Here is a 16,938-nt window from a genome sequence, read left to right on the forward strand (position 1 = left end):
GCTGTCGGCGAAGCCGACTGAGGGGTAGCCCGCTCCCCCTTCCAGGGGGAGCTGTCTCGCGAAGCGAGACTGAGGGGGTATCCCGAGGGTACCCTGTCAACCCCCTCAGTCGGCCTGCGGCCGCCAGCTCCCCCTACAGGGGGCGCAGAGAACACAGCTATGCGCATGACGATTTTCATGCTCCCCCTACAGGGAGAGCTGTCCGGCTTCGCCGGACTGAGGGGGTACCCCAAGAGGGCGCCTCCCGCCCCCAAAACCCCTACTCTCCGAAGTACCGCTGCCACCACTCCGGCGAAACCATCGTGGCGAACGCCTTGCGATACTCCTTCTGGTAAGTCCGCCAGTTCGCGATGATCCGCGTGTACAGCGCACAGGTCCTCACGAATCCGCCGATCGCGAGCAGCGGCTTGCGAGTCAGCAGGATGCCCTTGCCACGGTCCGGGTCAACGAACACGGCGGAGTCCATGAGTCCGGCAGCCCTCCAGTGATCCGAAGCATCGTCGGCGACCAGCGTCAGCGTACCCAGCTGATCGGCGGGCACCTCGCTCGTGTGGTGGTCGTCGGCGATGAGGCAATGCACCTTGGTCGGCTCCATGTACCCGTCGATCACACGGCTCCGGTCCGCGCGCGGCGGCGTGATCTGATGCAGGCCGATCTTCAAGGTAACGGCGGCGCGGGAGGCGTCGTGCAGGTGCTCGAACTCCTCGCTCTGCCCGCGCAGCGTGTCCGGCAGCTCCTCGATCGGCATCATCGTGGCGTCGTCGAACTTGCCGCGAATCTCGCGGATCTCGGGCAGACGCGTCTCGAGGATGGAGCCCACGTGCTCCGGCCCGGCCATGATGTCCTTCATGGCGGCCTGATGCAGCGCGACCGCGGAGTAGCGCATCTTGGCGGTGGCGGACATCGTGAACCGCACCATCTCCTTCAGCACGCCGGTGCGGTATGCCTGGTTCGTGTACAGCAGGCCCATGATGGTGCGGTTGCGGATGTGGAAGTACGCCTGCCAGTCAAGCTGGTCGTCCTTGTCGACGAAGGACTGGTGCCACAGGCACACGCCGGGAACGGTGACCGTGCGGTAGCCGGCGCGCTGGGCGCGCACGCCGTATTCGACGTCGTCGTTCTTGATGAAGAACGGGTACGAGAGGCCGATCTTGCGGATCGTCTCGACGGGAATGAGGCACATCCACCACGCGTTGTAGTCGGCGTCCACGCGCTTGTGCAGGTACGTCTTCTTGAGGAACGGCTCGGATGCGAGATCGTCGTAGCGGGATTCCTGCACGGCGGTGCCCCAGCTGATGCTTTTCGCGTCGAACACTTCGGCCAGCGCGCAGATGCGGGTCGGTTCGCTCAGGAACAGCATGTTGCCGCCGACGAGCGTGGGTTCGATGCAGTGGTTCGCGAAGGCGATGGCGCGGGAGACGGATTCGGGTTCGAGCACCGTGTCGTCGTCGAGCAGCATCGCGTAGCCGCTTTCATCGTGGTGTTCGACCTCGTACATGCCGCGCGCGAAGCCGCCGGAGCCGCCGATGTTGCCTTGGCGGATGACGCGCAGCTTGTCGCCCAGCTTTGTTTGCGCCTCGTCGAAGCCGGGGGCGTCGGCGACGAGTTTCGTGCCTTGGTCGACGACGTAGACCGCGTCGATGAGGCTCATGTCGGCCATGTCGGCGAGCAGGTTGAACTGGCGGATGCACCATTCCGGCTTGTTCATCGTGGTGATGGACAAGGAGGCGGTGAGCGTGCGTTTCGCGGGCACGGAGGACAGCCATTGCGCGTCGGCGATGGTGATCGGGGCGTCGGGCGCGGCCTGCACGTCGAACCACAGCCAGCCGCCCTCGCCCATGCCGGCGATGGGGATGATGGTTTCGACGATGTCGCCGTTTTCGACGGTGCCGTCACCGGACGCGGCGTTCACGTCGACGCTGTGGACGATGCGGTCGTTCGCCTTCTCGTCGGAGGCGTGGACGGTCACGGTGCCGTGGCCAGCCGCACGCAGACGCAACGTCACGGACTGCACGTTCGTCCATTGCGCCCAGTACGCCGCCGGGAACGCATTGTAGTAGCAGCCGGTCGAGTAGCCGTTTCCCGCGGGGATTTCGATGGAGGTACGGCCCTTCACCCACGAGTGCAACGCCTCGTTGCCTACGGGCGCGCCGGCGGTGTCCCGCCCGCTGCCGTAGATCGGTGCCGCGGCCACACGGAAGTCCTCGTCCAGTCCGACGTTCCCCGAAGGAAACACCACCCGCCAAATCGTCTCAAGCTCTGCATTAGGCATAGGAACACTGTACGTTCAGTACCCAACAACCAAAAAATCCCTACGCCGCTTCAGCAGTCATTCAGCTTATTCCAATTTAATATTCCTACAAATGCAGTAATCAATAAAATAAATACCGAAACGATATAAATACCAAATCCCAAATAATATGCAGTCAATATTGCCTCTGAATTATCTGGGTCAAATATCATAATCATTTTTGAAATACAAAGGAATGCTACTCCCGCACCGACAGAGCCGGGAGCAACCATATAGTACCAACTATAATACACAGTCTTGGGAAGAACTACGACATCAACTCCTTGAGAAGCTATCGCAGCCGCATATAAGACCCGAAATTGATTATAATCAAGATAAAATTGCCACGTAACTATAAATCCAGCAATGACAACAACAAACGACACGGCTGGAATAATCAATTCATTCGATACAATATCACCAGAAAGACTATCTCCATTCTTCTGGAAAAAACCAATGAAGTTAAATATAAGCACGCCTAAGGTAAATAGAATAAAGTATAATGATAAGGGGTCATTGAAAGCATCCCTGTTTCCTCTATGCCGCCAGAAATAACTCCAAGCAAACCGCCTGCGTATTTTCTTCTGCAAATCTTCACGATGCTCCATCAGCGCATCACGATATAGAGATTCCCCCATCTTATCAATATCGGCAACCAGCTTTTCATCCAGAGACATCAGCATCTCGGTCTTTGCACTATTCGTAACAAAGTTCATTATTGGCTCACAGAACAGCGCAAGAACACCGGTTATGCCGGCAAGAACCGTCATGAACGTGGCCAATTTGTTATTGCCGGAAAACAGATTCCAGATATCAGCAAACAGATTTTCCATTTCCAGAACCCTCTACCGCTCTTCTCAATGACGCTGCATATAAGCGAACCGGTTGGCATCCACAACGAAGGTTTTGCGGTCGTTCTTGGCGATGACGTCAAGGATGATTCCCGTGCTGATCAGCAGGAGACCGACGATGACGAGCATGATGGCACCGATGAGCGTGGGGAAGTGGACGACCACGCCGGTCCCCACGAAGTCCGCGGTGACCCATCCGCACAGAACGACGCCGATGATGCCGATGATGAGGCCGAGTCCGCCGAAGAAGGGCAGTGGTTTGTATTCGCGGATCATGCGGAAGATGGTGCTCATCACCTTGATGCCGTCGCCGACCGTGTCCAGCTTGGACACGGAACCGGCCGGACGGTCCCGGTACTGGATGGGCATCTCGTACAGGCGCAGGTTGCTGTTCAGCGAATGGATGGTCATCTCGGTCTCGACCTCGAAGCCGCGCGAGAGCACGGGGTACGTCTTGACGAACGTGAAGTTGAATGCGCGGTAGCCGGTCATGATGTCGGTCACATGCGCGCCGAACAGGTGGTTGATGGAGCCGCGCACCAGTCGATTGCCGAAGTTGTGGAACGGGCGTTTGTTCTCCTGGAAGTACGTGGAGGAGAGGCGGTCGCCGATGACCATGTCGTACCCTTCGAGCACCTTGGCGACCATGTCGGGGGCCGCGTCCGCCGGGTAGGTGTCGTCGCCGTCGGCCATGACGTACACGTCCGCGTCGATGTCCTCGAACATGGCTCGAATCACGTTGCCCTTGCCCTGACGGGGCTCTCTGCGTACGACCGCGCCCGCTTCGCGGGCGATTTCGGCCGTGCGGTCCGTGGAGTTGTTGTCGTACACGTACACGGTCGCGTCCGGCAAAGCCGCCCTGAAATCACGCACCACCTTGCCGATGGTGATTTCCTCATTGTAGCAGGGCAGCAGCACGGCGACGGAGGGGGTCTTCTTCTCAAGCATGTCTACCACTATAGCCATTGTCGACCATTGCCGACGCATCACCTGAACGGCCTGGTGCCCGCAAGCCGCGACGCATCGTCATCAAAGCAAACGGTGGTGCCGAAGAACAGCGGCAGGATGAACACCACCGGCAATAGATACCAGGAAAACACCAGTGGGGACAGGTACAGCACAAGCACATTGAACCCCAGCATCGCCCCCGTCGCCGCCGCAAGCCACCGACGCCGCGACATGGCATAAATCAACAGCATAAGCGGAATGTACGTGGCGTAATACGCATACGCATTCCATTTGGGATCGGAAGCCAGCTTCTGCCCCATCCGCGCCGCGCTTCTGATGATCGGAGGCTTCCGGCTGGTACCACGCATGTCGTGCAATACAGCCTCGGCAGTCAATGGCGGATGCACGAAACCGTTCCATTGCATCATGTATTGCCGAGTAAACAACCCGTCGGAATCGGCCCCATAGAACACACCGTCCTGCGGATAGAACCAACCGAGCATGAGATTCCCAAAAGCCTTGACATATTCCCCGGGCGTGCGGAGCCCCAATGAAATCCAGGCGCCGATACCCTGCATCTTCTGCCGCATCGATGCATTGTTGTTGATCGTCCACGATGTTTCATCGACACGGTAGCCCGCATATGTCGCGCCGGCTTCTTCAACATTCATCACTCCCGACAAGGCTGCCCGCTCCTGCGGCGTAATACGCTCTGGGAACTTGGACTGGACACGCGCCACGGGCAGCATGACTAGTCCCATGACCTCCTTGCCCGGCGTGACTTCGGCACGGGTGATTTTCTCCAACGCAGGTTCGACCACGCCCTGCGCAAGCATGACAGCGACCAACAGGCAAGCAAGCACTCTTGCACGGTATCCCTTGGACAACACGGCGAGCACGACGAACGCGCAGATGATAGCCAAAGTAGCCGTTCGCTTGCTGAGCGCGCACAGCACGATGAGAGTCACAAACGCAACGGCCACGGGCCAACGACGCAATACCGCACCGCGAGTGCGACAAGCCTCGACGAACACGATCGCAAGTGGCAAAAGGAATACGGCGTGCAATGAGTCCTTCGCCATGGTCGGTACCGCTCCTACTATCGCGGGGCAAAACGCGAAGAAAAGGAACACGGCCAGCAACAGCGAGCGGGGAGCCCCCAGTTTGCCCAAGTAGCACAACACCAACGCCACGTCCACGGCAAAAGCCAGAGTCTGCACCAAGACATACAGCCCCAACCCCAGCAGCAGATCATGCGCGGCAAACCCTATGTTCCAGAACACACCGAACAGCAGCGTATCGAACAGCGGATGCTGCGAATAGTACCAGTGGTAACCAGCGCTTTGCATGAACTGGGCGATGGTATCGTCACGCATCACGCCGGGCCAACATACCACGAGCCAAGGCAACCAGCAGATAATCGTGCATATCAGCCATACGAGACCATGGGTTTTCAGGCTGTCAATAAATGTCGTGGGAACACGTTTCATCGTCCAATAGCCAGCATCCATCATGCGTTGGCCAAGAGACGCCGAATCCGCAGCTATCTGTCCTTCGGTCCCTGAAGAGCCGATGCGGTCGAACCAGTGGAAGATGACGGAAGACACCAGCCATGCCGCGAAGCCGAAGACAATGGCGTAGATTACCGAACGTCCGAATCCGCCATGGGACTTGTCATCCACGGCGCGTCCTATGAACACGAACGCCATAACCGAGCAGGAAAACACCCACGTGGAAACATCACGATAATTGAACCATTTGCTTAGGCTTCGCGCCATTTATGCCGCCTTATCTGAATAAACCTAATGCTTTCTTATTATTTATCTACATCACCGGTTCGACCACTTGGGTAAACGTAATCGCACGGTCACTCAACAGAGCGTATTCGCGATTACGGCTATCCTGAATGACAAACGTACATGCATTTTCATCAACAGCTACACCTACGGCTTCCGTACGTTCATCATTTACTGGATTTGGAGTACGCAACGAGGTAATCAAACGAAACTCCCCATTGTTGAAAATGTTCAGCGGAATATCAAAATATACCGTATGATGGCCATGTTTTTTCATCTTGAATGTTTTCATTCCAGTATCATAAGAAATACCACCACGTCGGATGTCATGCATCGCGATAGCAAGATAGAAATCGCCCGGCTCATCATACTGGTATTCGACAGCGAAACGGAACGTGTCGGAAGATTTGCGAATCTGGGGAGACACCGCGTAGGTGCGCAACAACGGGCAACGCTCGTTCAGACCGTTGGGGTATCCGCCGCGTTCCTCGCGCTGCTTGCGTTCCGCGGCCTCATCGGCTTTAAGATTCGCCAGAGTGTACTGCTGGGAGACGGTTTCCGGGTCACCAATCGCCTCGACCTCGCCATCGGCGATCATCATGGCACGGGAGCAGTATTTCCTCACCGAATCCATGTCATGAGTCACTAGGATGACCGTCTTACTGGGGTCCTTCTTGATTTCGGTGAAGAACTCGTCACACTTGCGCTGGAACGCCTCGTCACCGACGGCGAGCACCTCGTCGAGCACGAGGATATCGCCCTGCGCCTTAATCGCGACGGAGAAGGCGAGACGTACCTGCATGCCGGAAGAGTAGTTCTTAAGCTTCTGATCCATGAACTCCTCGAGCTCGGCGAACTCGACGATGTCGTCATACATCGCGTCGACTTCCTCGGAGGTGAAGCCAAGCAGCGAACCGTTCAGATACACGTTCTCGCGGCCGGTGAGTTCCGGATTGAAACCGACACCGAGCTCGATGAACGGCACCAATTTGCCGTTGACCTTGACGCTGCCCGTCTCCGGGTAATAAATCTGGGAGATAATCTTCAGCAACGTGGACTTGCCGCCGCCGTTACGACCGACGATACCGAAGAACTCGCCCCTATGCACTTCGAAACTGATGTCCTTGAGCACCTGCTGGGTCTTGTATCCCTTGATGCCCTTGGTCCAGTTGATGAAGGCCTGCTTCATACCGGTGGCCTGCTCCGTAGGAAGCTTGAAGCTCTTTGAGACATGGTCGACGGAGAGGACTACCGGATTGTTCATCACATCATTGGCTTTGTCAGACATCACATGACCTCCGCAAACTTACGGCTGTTACGACGGAACAAATACACACCCAGCCACAGCAGCGCCACGGTGAGCACGACCGGGAACGCCTTGACGAACGGGTTATCGAACGAATTCCAAATCGTCGGCTGGGTCTCCGGCGCGATAAGATTATGACGGATGTCCTGAATGGTCTGCGCGAACGGGTTGATCAGCTCCAAGCGTGCCAGTTCGGCGTACAGGCCGCCGCGGTTAGTGACGTAGCTCAGCGGGTAGATGATAGGCATGCCGTAGAAGACGAGCTGCTGGAGCACTTCCCAGATATGCGCGATGTCACGGAAGTACACATACATCGTGGCCATGAGAAGCGTCAATCCCAACGTCACCGCATAGAGTTCGATGATGTTCAGCGGCAACAGCATCACACGCCAAGTAAACTGCACCCGTGCCACCAGCGCGAACAAGAGCACCACGCACAGGTTGATGGCGTAGCTGATCAACGCGCCCACCGTGGCCGACACTACGACGATGTAGTTCGGGAAATGAATCTTGCGCAGAAGATCGCCACGTTCAACGACCGATCTCAGACCGACATTCGTCGATTCGGTGACGAACTGCCACGAGCTGATGCCCAGAAGCAGCACCACAGGATACGTCGAAGTGCCGTCGGACATGCGCAGAAACTTGCCGAACACCACGTACATGACGCAGAACATCATCAGAGGCTTCAAGACCGACCAGGCGATGCCAAGGACAGAGCCCTGATAGCGGAGTTTGAAATCCGTCTCCACAAGGCCGCGCAGCACCACCCATGCGTACTCATACCGGGACTTGAGGTTATCCACCATATTCTTCACGGCAAACCATCGTATCAGTGGGGCCGGAAGGTGAAATCCCCCAAGAAACGTCCATAGAACTTTCATCTTCTGTGAGCCTTCAACAGTTTGCATGGCGATGAGGTTTACCCCGTCGCCGGAGCCTACAGCCCCACCCACGCAGACTGACAAGAAGGCTCATCTTCTGAACGCTCGTTCCCATGCAACGGGAACCAACCAAGGTGGTCATCGAAGCGGAGCTAAGCGAATCAACAAGCGTACGCTCCACTGACCCCATGGCGGGACGCATCCTCGACGACTTCCGCGTCTCCGGTTGAGCAATCGACACTCCCGATACAATCCGCGTCATCGCATGGCAAAGCGCGTGGAAGACAAGTACCACAGCGGAATTGCGAAGAATCGGTCAAGGCACCAGATGAACATTGTCGAGGAACAGAGCGGAATCTAGCCGCCAGACAGTGCAAACAGCACGAATGTCCCAAATACCAATGAAGTCCTCTGGCAAGCAGACCACCGCAAACACCCGAAGAATCGTTTTCGTCTGGAATACAGAATATGCTCTGATAAACACAGTAAAATAGTCAAGGAGGGAAGGCAATGGGGTCCACGTCCAAGGTCACCGTCGCTCTTGCGGTCTATAACCAACGAACGTGCATCCGAGAAAGCGTACAAAAGATAGCCCAACAGACCATTGAGAATTTGGAGATTCTCTGTGTCGATGATGGGTCCACGGACGATTCGCTTGCCATCATGAAAGGCCTCGCACAAAAGGATTCTCGCATTCGCGTTATTGCTGCCGCGCATGCTGGAGTCTCAGCAGCCCGCAACCGTGCGATAGCTGAAGCTAACGGAGAATGGTTGATTTTTCACGATCCTGATGACTCCTTTGCTAATAATGATTCTCTCGCAACGTTATTATCGGCAGCCGAAACCCATACCAATGTGCAAGCAGTAGGAGGCTCCTTCGCAATCTACGATGAAAGCAACGGCACCATTAGAACAGACTTCTCGGACGACCCTCTGCTATGGGGTTACACTTTGCCTTCCGATACTGACATTGTGGAATACTCCGATTATCAGTTCGACTACGGCTTCCACAGATTCATGTTCCGTACTGAGTTCCTTCGCTCCCACAACGAGCTACGCTTCCCCGCATATACGCGTTATCAGGATCCTCCCTTCCTAGTAGCTGCATTAACAGCTGCAGGACGGTTTGTCGCGGTGCATGACGTGATATATCACTATTCACTCGGGCATCAGACAATCAATTGGACAGCTGCCAAGAAGCTCGGCGTGTTGAATGGTATCACTGATGAACTACGGATATCTGGACAGCATCGATTCTCCAAGTTACATGATTTGGCCGTGCGTAGGTTAGAAAAAGAATACGCAGGTCTGTATTGGTGGATACTTGATGAGAATCCAGATATCCTTGCTGCAGCATCCAAGCTGAATTCATTCGTACAGGTTGATTTACTTTCAAAAGAGATGCGTCAATTGTTAACAGGAGACAATACTCACGCACCTCTTGCCTTTCCGTTGCGGCAACAAATCGCTAATTCCGCGAAATGGCACGAGGACGTCACAAATCTTCAAGGTGCCGTGCTCGCGGAACGACAAGATAAGGAACGAGCATTTTCTCAACTTGACGACGCCAATCGCCGAGCCGACGACGCCAATCGCCGAGCCGACGACGCCAATCGCCGGCTCAACGATATCATGCACTCAAGGTCGTTCAGGACAGGGCGTCTACTGACAGCTTTGCCTCGTTCCCTTCGGAATCGTATCCGTCGGGGACGTTGATTCACTGAATAAATTCTCGTTCCCGAAAGGTATGCACTTCGTGCGCATACCCAACTCTCTCCGTATCTCTGCGAAGAGGGTTGGGTATCCTTGGGCGTTGAGAACGATTACTTTTTGATAGCGAGGTAAGGGCACATGCCATCAATGCGTTTCGCCAATGTGCTCATGGAGACGACTCCACGAGCACTCAGCTACCCGACGATGTACTACCACACCGATCAGCCGGTGCACGTTGATCCGGATACCCACGAGTGGGCCATCGAAGGTGCGGGCACCATCGATTTCACCACGTACTTCAACGGTCTGTCCACGATGAAGCTACTCAAGTACACTCGTGCGACCGGCTTCCACCTTCACATCGAAGTCAAGGGCGCGGCATGCACCATCACGCAGACCAAGGCCTACCGTCTGTCTTCGGCTCCCGAGCTTGAGTCCACGGTCTCTGTGGTCGTCTCCGCTAACAAGGATTGGCAGCCCGTCGATCTCGACCTCGCCGTCGACGACGATATGGTACTCGTGGGCTTCCAAATCGAGGCCAGCGGTGAAGTCACCGCCCGCAACGCGTACTACACGCTGGACATCGACGGAGAACTGGCGGATGTCGAGCTCTCCCTTTCCACCACCACGTTCAAGAAGGAATCCTACATCACCAAGAACATCGAACTGGTGAAGAAGGAAATTCTCGGTTCCGATAACGACATCGCACAGCATTTCCGCATGCATGTCATCGACAACGGCAGCACGCTGCCGTACAAGGAGCTCAGCACAGACAAGGTGACCGTCTCTCCGAACGAGAACGTGGGCGGTGCCGGCGGCTTCGCGCGCGGCATGATTGAATCCATGGAGCAGGATGTTCCCGCGACCCACGTGCTGCTCATGGACGATGATGTCGAAGTATCCCCCGAAAGCATCATGCGTACCTACAACTTGCTGCGCATCGTTAAGCCGGAATACTCCGAAGCCTTTGTCAGCGGAGCGATGCTGAATTACGAAGATGTGCAGGACATGAAGGAGGATACCGGCTTCATCGACCCCTCCATCGGAGTCTGCGTGGCCGCCAAGATTCCGCTGCAGGTCACGAAGTTCGTCGACATCGTGTTCAATGAAGCGTACGACGAGAGCCTGCGCGTCGGCGACGGCCGACGCTACGCCGCCTGGTGGTACTGCTGCATTCCCATGAGCGTCATCAAGCGCAACGGCATGCCGCTGCCGGTTTTCGTCCGTTACGACGACGTGGAATACGGCATCCGCTGCAACCCGACGTTCATGACGATGAACGGTCTCGGCATCTGGCATTCCAAGTTCGAAATCCGTTATAACGCGGCCGTAGAGCGCTACCAGAGCATCCGCAACGGCATGATCGCCCAGATGACGACCGGTCTCGCCCCCAGCATCGATACTTTCCTGCGCGAGCTCCACGACCAGGTCGATTTGGAACTCCGCAAGTTCAACTACACGGACGCGGCGTTGGCCCTTGAAGGTTTCGAGGACTTCCTCAAGGGGCCCGCTTTCATCAAGCAGCCCGTGGCCCAGGAGAAGTTCATGCAGGCCAACCGTGAGAAGGAGAAGCTGGTCTCCTTCCCGGAACTGCAGAAGATGGCCGACGATATGGGCTTGGAAGGCTTCGACGTCACCAAACTGACCCGACAGGAAATCGACAATGACAAACCCCGTTCACTGCAACAGCGAGCATTTGATTTCCTCACCAAAAACGGACAACGCATACTGCATGCAAGTGTCCACAGTGCTAAAAAGATTTCCGGCAAGGACTACGCTCTAATTCCCAGCGCCGGCTGGATTTATCCTTCCGGCAGCATCCACGGCGAAAATATCATCGTTGCCGTTGACTGGTTCAACCGTAAAGGCATTATTCGCGTCAAGGACGTCAAGCAGTACGGCGAAATCATGAAGAGGTATAAGCGAGACCTCGCATACTTCAAAAAGCACCGCACACAGCTCGAAGAGGAATACAAGAGCGCCAGTAAGGAACTGACTTCCATTCCTTACTGGAAAAAGTATCTTGGAATGAAATAAATCAGCAGTAAATTCCAGTGGGAGATGGCGGGGATCTGAACTTCGCCATCCCCTACTAAGTATTTCAACATCTATAAATCAAAAATAACGGTATGATAGATAAACAATCGCAAAACAGCATTGTGCAACGAATTGAGACCCAAGACGGAAGAACGCTGATTTATAGATATTTAACATCGTTCTTCCTGTGGGCAGCAGGAATACTATTTTCCTTACTGGCCTGCGCCACATTATTTGTAACAATACACTATCCTCACTATACGGAGGGAGTAGAGTACAAACACGGCACCACCCCCCTTGTCGTTATTGGCATCGCAATAATATTAGCTATTATCACAACCCTGAAGGCAACTGGCTGGCTCAAGAAAATAGATAGCAAAGCCAGCGCGCTAATAGTATCAATTTATATAGGCATTGCAGCTATTTCCTGGGCAATAATGTCTAATTCATTCCCCGATTGGGATTCCAAGGATTTAATCGCCGCAGCATCCCAGTTGGGACACGATTACGGAGACAAGTGGGCACCCGGCGCATATATGGAACGGTTCCCATTTCAAACCCCATACGTTGTTCTTATAAAAATATTACAGTATGCTTTCGGACAAAGTCAAACCTACCTCGCTATCGAGCTAGTTAATTCTATGGCAGCAGCAGCAACTGCATTCATTGTAATTCTATATACAAGGAAAATATTCAACAATGAAGTTGCAAATGTTTCGGCATTACTCATCGCACTAAGCTGGCCAATTATCCTATATTCAACCTTCGCTTATGGAAACCTTCCAGCTATCCCCTTTGCTCTAGCCGCGTTATATTTTCAGCAAATAGCCATCGAAGATAAGGTTTTCAAATACAATATCTACGCCGCCTTCTTGATTACAATAAGCATAATGCTGAAGTCCACAATGATTATCATCTTGATGGCAATGAGCATTGTTTGGGGCGTAAAAGCAATCAAAGGTAGTACTAAGAAAAACCTTGCAGCCATTGCCGCAACTTTGTTGATTTACATTGTATGCACGAGCGGATTTAACGCATACATTACCCATAAGTATCACGTTCGTATTGACAACGGATTACCTAAAACCACATGGATAGCCATGGGACTACAACGTCCACAAGACCCTGATAAATTAAATAATTCTGGAGGGTTCAATGGCTATGTATGGTCTTGGATGAATAACTATGATCCGAAACAGGCCAACCGAGAGTCTCTGCAATCAATTCGTACCTCAATCCATGACTTTACAAGTAATCCTTTATACGCAATACGATATTTTTCCCACAAGGAAGCCTGGATTTGGTGCGACCCAACATATGAGAGTATTCTCAATAGCAATTGGTCAGTTACCTCTGATCCTCAAGGGAAACCTATGTCCAGCAGACCGATAAGCCCAATCGCCCATTCGGTTTATTACGGCAAAATATATAATCTAACTATGTTTATTTCTGACGCTATGCAGACTCTTTCATTTGCCGGAGTAGCATTTTTCCTTATAAAAACTAGGAAAACAAATATAAACACAATAGTGTCAGCAATAGCAGCAACAGGATTCTTCTTCATTTATCTACTATGGGAAGCCAAGGCACAATATACATTCCCGGCAGCGCTTCTTCTACTCCCCCTTGCAGCAGCTGGATGCTGGGGTTTGGTAAACCTGATTTACAACAGGATACCTGCTATAATAAATAAGCCTAGTTAGCCAATCGATAAAATTATAGCCATGGTGGAAATTCATATTCAATTTCCACCATGGCTATAATTAAATTTCTACCTTCTTCCAAATAAATGCAAATAACTCCCCTCGGCTCATATCAACAGTATATTTAAATATCATTTTTCGAATAAGCTCCAACAATGACGCGCAGCAGTAAACCACCGAGACGATAGCCAGCATTCGCACAGCCGGGTAATTCAGATAATAATATTTATTAAAATCAAATATTTGTTTCCAAAGCAAATCTCGTACAAGCGGATGGTCTGTTATCAGATAGACACCGAAAGTCAACGTCGCAATATAATTAATCACTCGCGACCGCAACTGCACTCGCTCAAAAAGTAAAAACATACTAAAACTGAATATAAGCACAGGCAAAGACCATTCACGATCGACAACTAGGAACAACACCCCATACAGGTCCCATGATTGCCCCACATACAACAACTCCAGCGTAACGTTCCAGAACAGCAGTAACAGCGCACTTAAGACAAACATTAGCCACACTGTTTTCGTTTTTATAGGTCGCATATACCACCGATAGTAGGTAATCAATACATATATGTAGATAAACCCCGTCAAATCCAATCCGATGTTCAGGGCAGCACCTGGAATTAGGTAGAGCACCCCCCACACTGTAACCATACAGAAAATCAGACGCCTATGCCGTGCACTGCCCAACGATTTCAATCCTGACATCAAAAAAGGAAGAAACAGCAAGAACAACACATAACTGGTCGCATACCACCAGAGCTGTGTCGCTACAGGGAACACCGCCGACACAAAATCCATTATGCTCATTTGCATCGGAGCAATCGCCAAACGTAGTACCAGACCCACAAGACTCCAGAACAACAACTCTCGTTCCAGAACCCAAATCTTTTTACACGATTTTTCCAAGGTTTGATTTCCGCTCGACAAGAACCAAGCTGATGCTATAAAAAATAATGCGATTCCGATTTTTCCAGGAAGATATTCAAATAGTCCAAGAAATACTTTCCTAAAAGAATCTGGCTGTGCCATAAAATCCATAGCATTATGGAAGACCATATGATGGGCAAGAATCATGTACATGGCAATGATGCGCAATAATTCAATTCCTGATTTTCGCCTTTTCCTTACCGTAGAATCAGACACCATGACGCTTTCTTCCTTTTCTTTATCTCCGAATTTTTCTTGCCGCACCAGGGCAAGTATGTCACTCATCGACTTGGTTCTATGGGAACAGTCACCTAATCTGTTACGATACTCCCCCCGCCACCCGACTACAGTGTCTACAACTCATTGAGCTTTGGTGCGTCGACCAATCCAGCAATCTTCAAGGGGTTTATCAAACAGGCCTTCCAACATAAGAATCACCAGTTTAGGGGAAAACGCTTCTCAGGGATTCTCTGCCTTGTTCTCCGTTGTATCCCGCAAGTGCCCACTCAATCACGATGCCGGTGCGTTTCCCTGTGTTTACTCACGAAGTGTCATACTGGTATGCCCCTAACAGGTAGACTATCCACAGAGCCTTTAGTGCATAGGCATGAATGACAAGAGGACGAGAAGATGACCTTCGATACCAGCACACGTGATGCAGGTTTGATTGTTTCCGCGGAGAACGGCGGTGTCACCGGGTCGACGAACCGGGAGACGCCCACCATCTACTTCGTGCTTCCCTGCTACAACGAGGCCGAAGGCCTTGAGCACACGGCCGAAGTGCTGCTCGCCAAGTACCGCGGTCTCGTCGATGCCGGCGAGATCGGCGAGGCGAGCCGCATCCTGTTCGTCGATGACGGCTCGAAGGACGCCACCTGGAACATCATCTGCAAGCTGCACGAGTCCGACGAGGCCGTATTCGGCGGGGTCAAGCTCTCCCACAACCGCGGCCACCAGAACGCGCTGCTCGCCGGGCTGATGACCGCCCTCGCACAGGGCTGCGACGCCGCCATCTCGATGGATGCCGACCTGCAGGACGACGTCAACGCGGTGGACGAGTTCATCCGCAACTTCAAGAACGGCGACGAAGTCGTCTACGGCGTGCGCTCCGCGCGCAAGAAGGACACATGGTTCAAGCGCAACACCGCCGAAGCCTTCTACAAGGTGTTCGAATGGATGGGAGCCGAAACCGTCCCCGACCACGCCGACTACCGCCTCATGAGCCGCGAGGCCCTCGACGCCCTGTCCGAATACCACGAGGTCAACCTGTTCCTGCGCGGCATCGTGCCCACGCTCGGCTACCAGACCAGCAAAGTCTACTACGAGCGCGGCGAACGCGAAGCCGGCGAATCCAAATACCCGCTGAAGAAGATGATCGCCTTCGCCATCCAAGGCATCACATCGTTCTCCACGAAGCCGTTGAGCTTCGTCACCGGCGCCGGCATCGTCTCCATCCTCGTGGCGATCGCCATGTTCGTCTACGTGCTCGTCTCGCTCGGCTTCGGCCACGCCATCGCCGGCTGGGGCTCCATGATGATCTCCATCTGGCTCATCGGCGGACTCATCATGGTCTCCCTCGGCATCGTCGGCGAATACGTCGGCAAGATCTACATGGAATCCAAGCACCGCCCCCGCTACCGCATCGAAACTACACTGTAGGTGTGGCGGATTGAAGACATACCGTTAACGCGTGTGGCTCTGTGGCACTGACTAGTCAGTGCCACAGAGCCACACGGCATTCAGAGGTGTTCGCAGTTCTTGCAGAGTCGTGAGTAACCAGCCTTTCGCGCCTGCTCCAGAGTTCCCTCACGTACGTTCCGTTGGTTGGCGGCTCGCAGCGATGGACAGTTCTTCTTCGTGTGATACACGTGCGAACTAGACGTAACGACCCACCACACCCGCTGATTATTGGTGGCCGAACCCCCTGTCTGCTGGTTACCGGAGACACCCCCTGCCGAACGCTCCAAGTTACCGGTAGCCGTATTGAAGTAGTAGCGTCTGCCGTCAATAGTCTGCCAGCCGTATACCATTTGGCCGGAGCCCCGATCATAGAAGACCCTCCTGCCATCCGGCAACGACGTCCAGACATGCGCCATCGCACCGGTAGCGGTATCGAAGTAGTACCAGCCCGTGTGCTCCCGGTCGTAGGATAGATGCTGCTCGCCGTAGCGCATCTGACCGGTGTTGATGTCGTAGTACACCCACTTGCCACCGTTCGACGTCATCCACTTCACACCATGCGCCATCGCGCCGGAACCCGGATCGAAATAGTACCAGCCGATATGATCGCGGTCATACGACAGGTACTGCTCGCCGTACCGCATCTGACCGGTGTTGATGTCGTAGTACACCCACTTGCCACCGCTCGACGTCATCCACTTCACACCATGCGCCATCGCGCCGGAACCCGGATCGAAATAGTACCAGCCGATATGATCGCGGTCATACGACAGGTACTGCTCCCCGTAGCGCAT

The 16,938-nt window shown here is 53.7% G+C and carries 11 protein-coding genes and 1 pseudogene; 4 read left to right on the top strand and 8 right to left on the bottom strand.

The window, feature by feature from the left end; genetic code table 11:
- Positions 1-259: 259 nt before the first annotated feature.
- Genes AC1AYX_RS09900 through AC1AYX_RS09925 form a run of 6 tightly spaced genes read right to left on the bottom strand, consistent with a single transcriptional unit; the run spans position 260 to position 8,000 of the window.
- Positions 260-2,272, bottom strand: coding sequence for a glycosyltransferase (locus tag AC1AYX_RS09900; protein ID WP_476503321.1), 2,013 nt, complete (start codon positions 2,270-2,272; stop codon positions 260-262).
- Positions 2,273-2,322: 50 nt separating this feature from the next.
- Positions 2,323-3,123, bottom strand: coding sequence for a hypothetical protein (locus AC1AYX_RS09905; protein WP_476503322.1), 801 nt, complete (start codon positions 3,121-3,123; stop codon positions 2,323-2,325).
- 24 nt (positions 3,124-3,147) lie between these two features.
- Entirely contained in the window at positions 3,148-4,089 is a 942-nt protein-coding gene (locus tag AC1AYX_RS09910) for a glycosyltransferase family 2 protein (RefSeq protein ID WP_476503331.1), read from the bottom strand.
- Between the two features lie 38 nt (positions 4,090-4,127).
- Positions 4,128-5,867 (bottom strand): DUF6020 family protein, encoded by a 1,740-nt coding sequence (locus tag AC1AYX_RS09915; protein WP_476503323.1) that lies wholly within the window; start codon positions 5,865-5,867, stop codon positions 4,128-4,130.
- 46 nt (positions 5,868-5,913) lie between these two features.
- Positions 5,914-7,173, bottom strand: coding sequence for an ABC transporter ATP-binding protein (locus AC1AYX_RS09920; RefSeq protein ID WP_476503324.1), 1,260 nt, complete (start codon positions 7,171-7,173; stop codon positions 5,914-5,916).
- A complete protein-coding gene (locus AC1AYX_RS09925; protein WP_476503332.1) occupies positions 7,173-8,000 on the bottom strand; it encodes an ABC transporter permease in 828 nt (275 codons plus the stop codon). Before AC1AYX_RS09925 ends, AC1AYX_RS09920 begins: the two co-directional genes overlap by 1 nt.
- Before the next feature lie 585 nt (positions 8,001-8,585).
- Between AC1AYX_RS09925 and AC1AYX_RS09930 the strand changes: the two genes are divergently transcribed.
- The 3 genes from AC1AYX_RS09930 to AC1AYX_RS09940 all read left to right on the top strand — a co-directional run bounded on the left by AC1AYX_RS09930 (position 8,586) and on the right by AC1AYX_RS09940 (position 13,528).
- On the top strand, positions 8,586-9,791 hold the full coding sequence (locus AC1AYX_RS09930) for a glycosyltransferase family 2 protein (protein ID WP_476503325.1): 1,206 nt from the start codon (positions 8,586-8,588) through the stop codon (positions 9,789-9,791).
- Between the two features lie 135 nt (positions 9,792-9,926).
- Entirely contained in the window at positions 9,927-11,825 is a 1,899-nt protein-coding gene (locus AC1AYX_RS09935) for a glycosyltransferase family protein (protein ID WP_476503326.1), read from the top strand.
- A 92-nt stretch (positions 11,826-11,917) separates the two neighbouring features.
- Complete coding sequence (locus tag AC1AYX_RS09940; RefSeq protein ID WP_476503327.1) at positions 11,918-13,528, top strand: ArnT family glycosyltransferase; 1,611 nt, start codon at positions 11,918-11,920, stop codon at positions 13,526-13,528.
- A 60-nt stretch (positions 13,529-13,588) separates the two neighbouring features.
- Here AC1AYX_RS09940 and AC1AYX_RS09945 read toward each other — a convergent pair whose 3' ends face one another.
- Complete coding sequence (locus tag AC1AYX_RS09945; protein WP_476503328.1) at positions 13,589-14,749, bottom strand: acyltransferase family protein; 1,161 nt, start codon at positions 14,747-14,749, stop codon at positions 13,589-13,591.
- A gap of 345 nt (positions 14,750-15,094) precedes the next feature.
- Here AC1AYX_RS09945 and AC1AYX_RS09950 point away from each other — a divergent pair, with 345 nt between their 5' ends.
- Positions 15,095-16,123, top strand: coding sequence for a glycosyltransferase family 2 protein (locus AC1AYX_RS09950; RefSeq protein ID WP_476503329.1), 1,029 nt, complete (start codon positions 15,095-15,097; stop codon positions 16,121-16,123).
- Positions 16,124-16,203: 80 nt separating this feature from the next.
- On the opposite strand, the pseudogene AC1AYX_RS09955 reads toward AC1AYX_RS09950, so the two are convergent.
- A pseudogene (locus tag AC1AYX_RS09955) lies at positions 16,204-16,938 on the bottom strand (hypothetical protein); the annotation flags it as partial.

The sequence above is a fragment of the Bifidobacterium sp. LH_419 genome, assembly GCF_056356955.1.